This window comes from Rhodopirellula halodulae (genome assembly GCF_020966775.1).
In the GTDB taxonomy this organism is placed as follows: Bacteria; Planctomycetota; Planctomycetia; order Pirellulales; family Pirellulaceae; genus Rhodopirellula; species Rhodopirellula halodulae.
Window position 1 is genome coordinate 17,007 of the sequence record NZ_JAJKFV010000033.1, and the last position, 12,128, is coordinate 29,134.

Below are 12,128 nucleotides of genomic sequence, written 5' to 3' on the forward strand. Positions count from 1 at the left end.
GATCGGCACTGCGTCCATCTGTTCTCGTCTGCGTTGGACTGCTGGATGACCATTCACCGAATGATCAACGCTCCGAAGCAGCGTTCGGTTTGAACATACGCGCACTCATTCTCCGTGAATCTATTCAGATTCACAGACGAATTTTTGCGGTGAATTCAGGAGAAGAACGAGCGATTTTCGCGAATCCTGCATGATTTGAAGAAAACAACGCAAGGGATCGCCTTGTCGGCGGGAGGACTACGTGGGTCTCATCGACCATAGAGTACCCCTGACGAACCATCAGGCACCGCTAGGGTCACTGACCAACGCTGTTGTCACTCTCCCAGTTTGATTGAAGACTTTTTCGATGCTTCGACGCGAATTTGCTCGTTTGATTTCGCTCGGTACCCTTGGCGGCCTGTACGGCACCCGCCAAGTCGGTGCGGCCGGACCGGTTGAAGAGCCCAAAAAAATCATCACGAAGGAATTGCATACACTCGCGAAGGACCTGCTATCCGAGTGGTGCGATGGCATGCTGCGTCGACAGATTCGTGCGACCGGCGATATCACCTTGGATGGGGCGTTGCGTTGTGACGCGTGCGCGCATCTGCATGGTCGGTGCAGCGATGCGTTGTATCCATTTCTGAAAGTGGCAAACACAACGAAGCAACCGAAATACTTGGACGCTGCCGTCGCGGCGTTCGACTGGGCCGAAAACAATGTCAGTCGCGAAGACGGCAGTTGGACAACCGGCACCAATCCGCGATCCTGGCGAGGGACCAGTATTTTTGGTGCGATCGCCCGAGCCGAAGCCCTTCACTATCACGGTGAGATGCTCGATGAATCGCGTCGGAACACTTGGCTTGAACGACTGGACCGAGCCGCCGGCGGATATCTTTACAGCGACTTCCGTCAAATTGATTTTACGAACCTAAACTATGGGATGACTGCTGTTTACGGCTTTCACCTGTTCGGCCGCCTACTGAATGACCCGAAATACACTCGTCGAAGTGAGCAGTTGGCGGCCAGCGTGAAAGAGTTCTTTACCGAACCGAACCGACTGCTTTGGGGCGAGGGGAAACCCAACGACAACCGCAGTGGTCGTGGCTTGCCGGCGGTCGATTTGGGTTACAACGTTGAAGAATCACTGAATGGGTTGGTGCTATACGCCCTGGACGTGAACGACGTGTCATTGCTGGAGTTTCTAACAAAGTCGTTGGAAGGACATCTTCAGTTCATGCTGCCCGACGGTGCTTGGGATAACAGTTGGGGGACACGTTCCGCGAAATGGTCGTATTGGGGCAGTCGGACAACGGACGGATGCCAACCCGCCTACGCTTTGATGGCTGACCGCAATCCGGCTTTCGAAACGGCAGCACTCCGAAACGCGGAGCTATTGAAACGATGCACATCCGACGGACTTCTCCACGGTGGACCGCATTACGTCTCCCATCAAGTTGCTCCCTGCGTCCATCACACGTTTGCTCACGCCAAAGCGATGGCGTTACTTTTGGACAAGACGCAGCCAACTGAAACGAAACGCGAGCTTCAGCCGCTTCCTCGGTTGTCGTCGACTGGGGTGAAACACTTTCCCGAACTGGATGTTTGGTTGGCTTCGAAGGGACCATGGCGTGCAACGGTCTCCGCCTATGATTCGATCTACAAGACCAAATCCACGGATCATATTCAGCAGCCGACTGGCGGTTCATTGGCATTGCTGTATCACACTCGCGTTGGCACGGTCTTGGCCTCCAGCATGGCAAGGTATCTGCTGGTCGAGCCTCTGAATCAACAACCTCAGCCCGGTCAAGATTTCCCTCTGACAACTCGAATTGAGCGTCGGCTGGACGAGCACTGGTACACCAACCTTTACGATTTAGAAGCAACGGTCACTTCGCATGAGACCGGCAAGGAAATTCGATTCGAAGTTGCAACCCAGCTACAGGACGAGGACCGACAACGCGACGAAGCTTCGCGTGATCAGTTCCAGTTGAACTATTGCCTCCAGGACGATCGCGTGCAGATTTCCGCTTCGCCGCTGACTTCCGGTCAGGACCAGGGAGTTTTTTCGCTCGTCGTTCCGATCATCTCGCCGAGTGGCGAAACAGTTCGCTTCGTATCGAAGACGCAAATTGAAATTGAGAAACCCGAAGGCCGAGTTGTTTGCTCCGCGAATGTTCCGCTGAGACTGGAAGCGAATGCAATCGACGGGAAATCGCCACGGCGAATCTTCAACATGGTGCCTGGCATGGAGGCGTTGCCGATCATCGCGGAGTATTCTGGCGAAGACCTCGACGAGATCCGTGTCGAGATCTCAGTTGTCTAGGAAAAAGTTCGCCTGCCCGCTCCCCATTCAATCTTTTGACATTGGAATGCAAGTTTTCGTTCACGCCCTGATCCCAGTTTTACTTTTTGCAATGTTCGCTGACGCCTCGGGGCACGCTCAAGAGAATGCAGAGGTCAATGCGAACCGTGCAATCGTGGATGTCGATCCATTTCACGATCTCAAACAAGAACTTCGTCTTACTTGGCCAAAGAATCGACTGGTTCGGTTCGTGTTCCATGGGCATTCGGTCCCTGCCGGCTACTTTCGAACTCCGGTCGTTCGACGTTTTGACTCGTATCCGATGCTCTTTCACCAGGAGATGTGCAAGCGTTACCCAAATGCGGTGATTGATGTCAGCATCACCGCGATTGGCGGCGAGAATTCAGCGAGTGGGGCGAAACGTTTCGCGGATGACGTGCTGGTGCTGAAGCCTGACGTGATCTTCATCGACTATTGCTTGAACGACCGCCGCATTGGCGTTGAGGAAGCGAGCAAGCACTGGCGATCCATGATTCAGCAGGCACGCGAAAAGAAGATTCCCGTCGTGTTGCTCACCCCAACACCGGATTCCAACGAGGACATCACGAACCCACAGTCGCCTTTGGCTGCTCATGCGGAGTCGGTTCGCAAATTGGGATCGGAGTTCAATCTACCAGTCGTTGATTCCTACGCCGCGTTCCAACGCCTGGTTTCTGACGGAGCGGAAGTTTCGACGTATTTATCGCAGCCAAACCATCCCAATCGACTGGGTCACCAGGTTGTTGCCGATGCGATTCTGAAATGGTTTGACTGACGATCGCGAAAAAGATGCAGCTTGAATTCATCGAACGACAACGAGTTTATTTTGCAGCATCTTGGCCTTGCAGCATCACAGTTCGGCTCGAAGACACTCGCAGGACGAACGACCATGAAACGAAGATATCTTCTGCGCACCTCTGCGGCGATGACGCTCGCTCCTCTTTGGATGCGGTCATTCGAAAACACCAACGTGAAAGCTGAAGAGCATGCGAATGACGAACCAAACATTCGATTGAAGTTGGGTCTCAACGCGTTCACTTTCAACACGGCGCTGATCGATGGTGAAATGACGCGCAACGATGTGATCGATTTCTGCCGCGACCATCAGATCGATGGCGTGGACATGACGGGATACTACTTCCAACAATATCCGGAAGTCCCCGATGACAGGTTGCTGTTCGAGTTCAAGAGGTATGCCTTCGAGAATGGTGTCACCGTCAGCGGCACGGGTGTAAAAAATAACTTTTCAGTGGCCGATGCGGAGCAGTTTCAACACGAGGTCCAGTTGGTGAAGAACTGGATCCCGGTGACGGCCAAACTCGGCGGCGATGTGCTGCGGATCTTCTCGGGGCGACGGTTGGCAAAGTCTCAGAATCGACGCGCTATCTTCGACCGAATGGTGACCACGCTTCAAGACTGCGCAAAAGTGGCGGCTGACCATGGTGTGATTCTTGGCGTCCAGCCCCATCATGACTTTCTAAAGACAGCCGAACAGACAATCGAGCTTCTCGACGCGGTGGATGATCCGTGGCTGAAGGTCGTTTTGGACACGGGCAGTCTTCGAGACGAACCGGTCTACGATGAAATTGAAAAATTGCTGCCTCACTCGGTCACATGGCAACTGAAGAAAGGCACCTGGATCGACGGGAATTTGGGTCCCGTGGATTTGCCTCGTATCAAGGCAATCATCAACAAGGTTGGCTACTCTGGCTTCTTGCCATTTGAGCTTACAGGGAGCTTTGACGATCTTCGCCAGCGACGTCGACAAGCCGCAGACTTCGCCACATCCATTCGTGATGAAGTCATTGGATGACAAGGAAACGCAACTGATTCAGAACACACCGCCGAGCCGGATCGAATCTCTCCAATCGTTGTCGAGCTCCAGTTGCTGAACAGCAAAGCTGCGTGAAAAACGAAGACTGCTCTACAAACACGAGACGAATTACCACGATGAAACAACGAGCTAGTATCGGCGTGTCTGCTTTGATGATACCCGCTTTGATCTTTTTCACCTTTGCAATGAATCCAACGTTCGCCGAAAGGCCGAACATCATTTTCATCATGGCGGATGATCTCGGATTCAATCAGATCGGCTGTTACGGGGATACTCCGATCAAGACACCGAACCTGGATCGACTTGCCGCGAACGGTATTCGGTTCACGCAAGCGTACGCGGGAAACACGGTGTGTTCACCCTCGCGCGTGTCGCTGTTCACGGGACGCGACAGCAGGTTGATGCATGACAACTCCAACAAGGTCCAGTTGCGAGACATCGACGTCACAATCGCCCACGTTTTGAAACACGCTGACTACGACACGGCGTTGTTCGGCAAATATTCCATCGGTTCGCAGATGGGAGTGACCGATCCATTGGCCATGGGCTTCGATACTTGGTTCGGCATGTATTCCATTCTGGAAGGCCACCGCCAATACCCGCACCTCTTGTGGCGAGACGGAAAGAAGATTCGCATCGAAGCCAATGAGGGCGGCAAGCAGGGTGCCTACGCGCAAGAGTTGTTCACCAACGAGGCCATCCAATACATCCAGCAAGACCACTCGAATCCTTTCTTCGTCTTGTTGGCGTATTCGTCTCCTCACGCGGAACTGGCGGCACCTTCGGAATTCGTTGAACCTTACAAGAAGGCATTTTCCGAAACGCGTTACGACGGCATGTCGGGCGGAACGCCGTCGGACAAATACGCTTGGTACTATCCCACTCCCGTCGAACGTCCACGAGCTACCATGGCGGGAATGGTGACGGCACTTGACGCCTATGTCGGCCGAATCGTGGAAACGCTCGAGTCCATCGATGAGGCCGAAAACACGCTGATCGTCTTCACCTCGGACAACGGACCGCACGATGAAGGCGGCGGCGACCCGACGTTCTTTCGTGCGTCCAAGCCATACAAAGGTATGAAGCGAGACCTTTACGATGGTGGCATCCACGTTCCAATGATCGTTCATTGGCCAGCGGCGATCTCAATGCCGCGAGTTGATGACACGCCCTGGGCATTTGCCGACGTGCTGCCAACATTCGCGGAGATCGCCGGAGTTCCTTTGGAGACCGTCCCACGGGTTCAAACCAATGGCGTGTCCGTGATGCCGCGGCTGTCTGATCAACCACAGCCGCTGCCCGATCGGACCCTGTACTGGGAATTCGGAAAGCAGGCAGGCGATCCAAACTCGGGGGTGGTGGGCGAGGTCTACCAAGCGGCACGTCGTGGGAAGTGGAAGGCTGTTCGGTACGACGTTGACGGCCCCATCGAGTTGTACGACTTGGGATCGGATCCTGGCGAAACCAAGGATCTTGCCGCCTCCGAGGATCAACTGCGAGAGGAGTTCACGGCGCTGTTCGAGAATCCCAAGGACTAGGTCCGACCGATCGGTAGCAATGCGAAATGCCTGCTCCATAGACTTGGCACGTTTGTGCTGTTTCTTTGCACGATCGCAAAGGTTTCGAAGAAGAGAGCGGTTTAGATTACGGCTGTTCGGTCGCCGCTAGTAACCCGGACGAGAGTTTTCGCGTCCCTTCGCTGTCCTGCAACGGCGAAACGGCGGCTGGCACGATTCACGCTAGTCCTGGCCGTTTCGCCACCATTGAGGCCACGAAGCGATGTCCCGCCAAGCTTCCTCCCCTCCGGTCGGTCCATTGAAGACACTGCTTCCGTATCTGTTTCTCGCAGCGATTTTCTTTTCGTCGGCACAGCCGCTCGCCGCACTCGAACCACAGCGACTGCGGTGCGAGTACTTGAACAATCCGATCGGGATCGACGTCGCGAAACCTCGGTTGAGTTGGCAGGTCGCCTCCGATCGAAACGCCGAATTTCAATCTGCGTATCGGGTGTTGGTGGCTTCCACGCCGGAACAATTGGATGCCAACGTCGGCGACCGTTGGGATTCTGGCAAAGTTCAATCAGATCAAACGCTGTTTGTGGAATACGCCGGCGAAGCGTTGGCCAGCCGCCAAGCCTGTCATTGGAAAGTTCAGGTCTGGGACAACGATGGCAACAGCACGTGGAGCGATCCCGCATCGTGGTCCATGGGATTGCTGAACAAAGACGATTGGTCAGCCGACTACATCAGCTTTCGCGACGAGTCACCAATTCACACCGACACGTCGACGTTGCATTTGCCACCGGCCCGCCAGTACCGCAAGGAGTTTGCGACTGACCGACCCATCAAACGAGCAACCGTCTACGCGACGGCACTCGGGATCTACGAGTTGCATTTGAATGGTCAACGGATCGGTGACGCATTGTTCGCTCCCGGTTGGACGGACTATCGGCAAAGAGCCTACTACAACACTTACGACGTCACGGATTTGGTTCGCGAAGGCGACAACGCGATTGGGGCTTGGGTTGCCGATGGTTGGTACAGCGGATACGTCGGATTTGGATTGTTAACAGGTATCGGAACGGAAAAAAACGGACGTTCCACTTATGGAAAGACGCCCGCGTTCATGTCACAACTCGAAATCGAGTTCGAAGACGGCACGACACAAACCGTTGCTAGCGATGCGACTTGGAAGGTCACCGGCGAAGGCCCGATTCGCGAAGCGGACTTGTTGATGGGTGAGTTCTACGACGCTCGCCGCGAAATGAGTGGTTGGTCTTCACCGGACTTTGACGATTCCAATTGGGACACTGCGATTTTGGCGGAGCAGAATGGACGCGTGGAAGCGACCTTCTACGAGTTTCGCAATCCCACCGAACCCGGCGCTGGTGTGAAGAAGGTCGGCGAGGCGCGCGATTTTGGTTTTGTGCGTCCAAAGCTGGAAGCCTTTCCCGGTGTCCCCGTGCGGGTCACGGAAGAGATCCCCTCGCAATCCGTTTCTGACCTGTCGCGCAACACCTTCGTGTTCAACCTCGGTCAAAACTTCGCCGGGACCATTCGCTTGAAGGTGAAAGGAAAGGCCGGTGAAAAGATCCGCCTGCGTTATGGCGAGATGCTGCATCCCGACGGTCGTTTGATGACAGAGAACCTTCGGAAGGCAAGAGCCACCGACCACTACATCTGCAAGGGCGATCCAGAAGGTGAAGTCTACGAACCGCGGTTTACCTTTCACGGTTTTCAATACGTCGAGGTGAGTCGCGACTCCGACGATGACGAAGCCCATCCAACACCACCATTGGACATGGTGACGGGATTGGTGCTGCACAGCGACACGCCGATGGCCAGCACATTCCAGTGCAGCGATCCGATGGTCAATCAACTCTTTCGAAATGTGGTGTGGACTCAACGAGCCAACTTCCTGGATTTGCCCACCGACTGCCCGCAACGAGATGAACGAATGGGTTGGACGGGCGATGCGCAGGCGTACGTTGGCACAGCGGCCTACAACGCCGACATCGGTGCTTTCTACACGAAGTGGCTACGTGAACTGATGGAATCGCAGCGTGAGAGTGGAGCCTTCCCCGGTTATGCACCGTATCCGTTCCAACATGGTTGGGACTTTGGGACCGCGTGGGCGGATGCCGGCGTGATCTGTCCGTGGACGATCTGGCAATTCTACGGCGACACCCGAGTCATCAATGAATGCTGGGAACCGATGACGCGTTTCATGCAGTGGCGAAAACGCACCAGCGTCGATGATTTGGGTGTGTCACACGGAAACGCGTGGGGCGATTGGCTGTCGCAGGGCGAGGAAACGCCGCTTGCGTATATCGACACGGTGTACTACGCGATCTCTTCACGAATGATGGCTGAGATGGCAGAAGCAACCGGTCGCACCAAAGAAGCCAAGACGTACCGTGACCAACGCGATGCAATTGAGTCGGCGTTTCAAAAGAAGTATCTGAACAAAGACGGAAGCATCAACGTTCGCACGCAAACCGCGCAGGCCCTGGCGTTGTTCGCTGACTTGGTACCGGAAAGTCAGCGAAAAGACACGGGCGAGTACCTCGCGAAACGGTTGCAGGAAAACGGCAATCACATGGCGACGGGGTTCCTCGGTACCCGACCGCTGTTGCCGGTGCTCTCGAATTCCGGCCAACACGATCTGGCAACGTTCCTGCTGCAGTCTCGCGAATTTCCATCTTGGGGTTACGAGATCGCTAATGGCGCGACCACGATTTGGGAACGTTGGGACAGCTACACGAAAGAAGACGCTTTCGGTCGACACAACGCTGCAATGAATTCCTTCTCACACTACGCGTTTGGTGCGGTGTGTGAGTGGATGTTCGCGACGCTGGCGGGAATTCAATCCGATGGCCCAGGTTTCAAACGCATCGTCATTCGCCCTATTGTACCTTCCCCCGGAAGCAACGCGATGCACGAACCGATTGACTGGGTTCGAGCGTCTTACGATTCCATCCGAGGCACGATTCGCAGCGAGTGGAAACTATCCGACGGGAAGTTCGAACTGAATGTTTCAATCCCCGCCAACACAACCGCAAACGTCTACCTTCCGACCGATGATTCGGACAGCATCACGGAAAGTGGCGAATCGTTGAGTTTGTCCAGACACGTTCGAGTCCTTCGGACAGAAGATCGCGTGGCGGTGCTTTCGGTTCCATCAGGTGACTATCAGTTTTCGGCGAAGAGCGCGATCACTGCGGTTGAGACTCCGCTGACAAGCTCAGCTCCTAGAGATACATCGATCAATCCCAATGAAATCGATCTAACGGGAGCGAAGAAGCTTGAATCGTGGGATTTCCGCGATCCAGATGATTTGGCGAAATGGAGCGAACGAAAAAGCCTGGAAATTCAAAGGCGAGGCGACTCCGCCTTCGTGGTGGCAACCGGAGATGATTCTCAAATGGCGGTCAAGTTTCGACAACCACGCTCGGGCAAACTGGTCATCGAAATGCGAGCCACACCGATTCAAAATTCGACCAGCCAATTCTATTGGTCACAACCCGGACGCGGATTCAACGCTCAGCATCAAACGAAACGCTTGCTTCGCAAATCCGAGAAGACGAATGCCTATCTTTTCGCAATTCCGGATGGATTGACGATCAACAAGCTTCGATTTGATCCCTTCGCGACTTACGATCAGTATGCCAATCCCGGTGAGATGAAGATCGAGACCATTTCGGTTTACCAACTCGCCGAATGAAGGCAACTCCCACCCCACTTTCCCACCTATCATGATGCCCCTCCAAACCCACATCATTTTCGCGATCGCGGTCTGTCTCTTCGCGAGCCACGGGCTGTCTGCCGCTGAGCTCGATCCGCAGCAATCCGCTTGGCATGCCAAATACAAAAAGCAGGTCAACGCTCCTTTGCCGGAGGAGATGCTGCTGAACACCGATGCGGAGCCCAATCTTTCGGAAGGTTTCACTTCCTTGTTCAACGGAAAGGACTTGCAAGGCTGGACCGTTCGCGGAGGAACGTGCACGTTCGAGGTCCAAGACGACACCATCGTTGGCAAAGTGGTTCCTGGTTCCAACAGCACCTATTTGTCGACCGAACGTGACTTTGGCGACTTTGTGTTCAGTTGCGAAATGAAGTGGGAGGAACAATGCAACAGCGGCGTCATGTTCCGAGCTCAAACCAAAGCGAATTCGGACGGGACGGAAACGGTATTCGGCCCGCAAGCTGAGATGGAAGGCGTTGCAAAGGACCGGCATTGGTCCGGCGGAATCTACGGCCAAAGCTGCAACGGTTTCTTTTATCCATTGTGGCTGAAAGAACATGCCGATGCGCGGGCCGCCTTTCGCCCAAACGAGTGGAATCGCTTGACGATTTCCGCCCGTGGCAAGGTGGTGAAAACATGGGTCAATGGTGTGCCGGCCGCACACTGGGTGGATGACGGAACCTACTCGAAAGGATTCTTTGGGCTGCAAATGCACAAAGGCGCAACAGGCGAAGTGCACTGGAGAAACCTGCGCATGAAATCGCTTACGCACGAACCAGTCGCCAAGGTGTCCCCCACGCCAAGCAAGCGTCCCAATGTGTTGTTCATTCTGGCTGACGATCTAGGTTGGAGTGACACCACGCTGTTCGGCACGACGAAGCTCTATCAAACCCCGAACTTGGAGCGTTTGGCCGAACGTGGCATGACGTTCACACGGGCCTATTCGTCGAGTCCACTCTGTTCACCAACGCGTGCGAGTGTGTTGACGGGACTCAGCCCGGCACGTCACGGCATCACATCCCCAACTTGCCATCTCCCGCGAGTGATTTTGAAACCGGAAGCCCCAAAAACGGGACCGCCGAACAAGTTCTCAACTGTCCCCAGTTCTGTTTCCCGGCTCGACACAAAGTACTACACGCTTGCCGAAATGTTCCGGGACAACGGATACGCCACGGGGCACTTTGGAAAGTGGCACTTGGGTGCCGAACCCTACTCACCCCTCGAACATGGTTTTGATGTTGATGTGCCGCACCATCCCGGTCCCGGCCCCGCGGGTAGCTACGTCGCTCCGTGGAAGTTCAAGGATTTTGACCATGACCCGATGATTCCCGACGAGCATTTGGAAGACCGCATGGCAAAGGAAGCCGTGCGGTTCCTGGAACAGCATTCCGAACAGCCGTTCTTTCTGAACTACTGGATGTTCAGCGTCCACGCTCCGTTCGATGCAAAAGCCAAGCTGATCGACAAGTATCGCGAAAAAGTCGATCCCGAGGATGCTCAGCGCAGTCCCACCTACGCCGCGATGATCGAAAGCATGGACGACGCGATTGGAACCCTGCTAGACACACTGGATCGATTGGGAATCGCCGATGAAACAATCATCATTTTCGCGTCGGACAACGGCGGCAACATGTACAACCAAGTTGACGGGACAACACCCACCAGCAACGCCCCGCTGCGTGGCGGCAAGGCTTCGATGTATGAAGGCGGCGTGCGAGGCCCCGCGATTGTCGTGCAACCAGGAGTCGTCCGCGCGGGCAGCACGAGCGACGCTATCGTTCAAAGCGTCGACTATTACCCGACGTTGCTGGAAATGCTTTCCATTGATCCTCAACCCGGACAATCGTTCGATGGTGTTAGCATCGTACCTGCGCTAAATGGCGATGACTTTCAGCGGGAGCCTATTTTTACGTACTTCCCACACGCCCCCGGTGTTCCGGATTGGTTGCCGCCTTCTGTGAGTGTTCACCATGGTGATTGGAAGCTGATTCGTATCTTCCATGGCGGTGAGGATGGCGGCCATCGATACAAGCTCTTTCACCTCAAAGACGACATCAGCGAAGAGCACAACTTGGCCGCCGAGCATCCGCAACGCGTGAAGCAACTGGATAACTTGATTGAACAGCACTTGGTAGCGACCCATGCCGTCCGCCCGCTCGCTAATCCGAACTTTGATCCCGCCAAGTACGACATCGCAGCCGAAGGCAAGGCGACTCTCAAAGGCGGTGCCAATGCACCGAAGAGGCCCAAATCCAAGGTGCGCCGAAAACCGGTCGCGGGTTGGCTTCCGGCAGGCACCTGTGATTTGACTCTTGCCAAGAACTTTTTGAAAGTTGAAAGCTCAGGCGGCGATCCGCACTTCAGCCACGCGTTTCCCGAGACGATTCCTGGGCGACCAATGACGTTTGTCGTTGAGATGAAGTCCAACTCGTCCGGTCGAGGACAAGTGTTTTGGAAGGAAACTCAACTTCCGTATTCAGCCGAACGCAGCGAAGGCTTCGACGTGAACCATGACGGCGTGTTTCATACCTATTCGATCGAATTGTCTCCGTCCGGAACGGTTCAAGGCGTTCGTTTGGATCCGTCCAATGGTCCAGGCATCATTCAAATTCGCAGCATGCGTTTGCAGGATGAGAATGACCAGGTGATCCATGAATGGTCGTTCGGAAAGTAGGCTGATCGCTGCGACACCCTCTCATTGCACAACAAAATTGAAAACGAGATCGG

At 54.7% G+C, this 12,128-nt stretch carries 6 protein-coding genes; all 6 read left to right on the forward strand.

All coding sequences use genetic code 11. From position 1 onward, the window contains the following. Window positions 1–346: 346 nt before the first annotated feature. Complete coding sequence (locus LOC70_RS23625; RefSeq protein ID WP_230256530.1) at window positions 347–2,305, forward strand: hypothetical protein; 1,959 nt, start codon at window positions 347–349, stop codon at window positions 2,303–2,305. 91 nt (window positions 2,306–2,396) lie between these two features. Then, entirely contained in the window at window positions 2,397–3,098 is a 702-nt protein-coding gene (locus tag LOC70_RS23630) for an SGNH/GDSL hydrolase family protein (protein WP_230256531.1), read from the forward strand. Between the two features lie 114 nt (window positions 3,099–3,212). Then, entirely contained in the window at window positions 3,213–4,136 is a 924-nt protein-coding gene (locus tag LOC70_RS23635; RefSeq protein ID WP_230256532.1) for a sugar phosphate isomerase/epimerase family protein, read from the forward strand. 173 nt (window positions 4,137–4,309) lie between these two features. Next, complete coding sequence (locus LOC70_RS23640) at window positions 4,310–5,695, forward strand: sulfatase-like hydrolase/transferase (protein ID WP_230256635.1); 1,386 nt, start codon at window positions 4,310–4,312, stop codon at window positions 5,693–5,695. 241 nt (window positions 5,696–5,936) lie between these two features. After that, window positions 5,937–9,380, forward strand: coding sequence for a family 78 glycoside hydrolase catalytic domain (locus LOC70_RS23645; RefSeq protein ID WP_449314303.1), 3,444 nt, complete (start codon window positions 5,937–5,939; stop codon window positions 9,378–9,380). A gap of 34 nt (window positions 9,381–9,414) precedes the next feature. Further along, window positions 9,415–12,075 carry a sulfatase-like hydrolase/transferase gene (locus LOC70_RS23650; RefSeq protein WP_390889112.1) on the forward strand — a complete coding sequence of 887 codons (2,661 nt, stop codon included), beginning with the start codon at window positions 9,415–9,417 and terminating at the stop codon, window positions 12,073–12,075. Window positions 12,076–12,128: the final 53 nt, after the last annotated feature.

Excerpts from the sequence above, each read along its gene's own strand:
- LOC70_RS23625 (WP_230256530.1), top strand. The coding sequence starts at position 347 with ATGCTTCGACGCGAATTTGCTCGTTTGATTTCGCTCGGTACCCTTGGC.
- LOC70_RS23630 (WP_230256531.1), top strand. The coding sequence starts at position 2,397 with ATGTTCGCTGACGCCTCGGGGCACGCTCAAGAGAATGCAGAGGTCAAT.
- LOC70_RS23635 (WP_230256532.1), top strand. The coding sequence starts at position 3,213 with ATGAAACGAAGATATCTTCTGCGCACCTCTGCGGCGATGACGCTCGCT.
- LOC70_RS23640 (WP_230256635.1), top strand. The coding sequence starts at position 4,310 with ATGATACCCGCTTTGATCTTTTTCACCTTTGCAATGAATCCAACGTTC.
- LOC70_RS23645 (WP_449314303.1), top strand. The coding sequence starts at position 5,937 with ATGTCCCGCCAAGCTTCCTCCCCTCCGGTCGGTCCATTGAAGACACTG.
- LOC70_RS23650 (WP_390889112.1), top strand. The coding sequence starts at position 9,415 with ATGCCCCTCCAAACCCACATCATTTTCGCGATCGCGGTCTGTCTCTTC.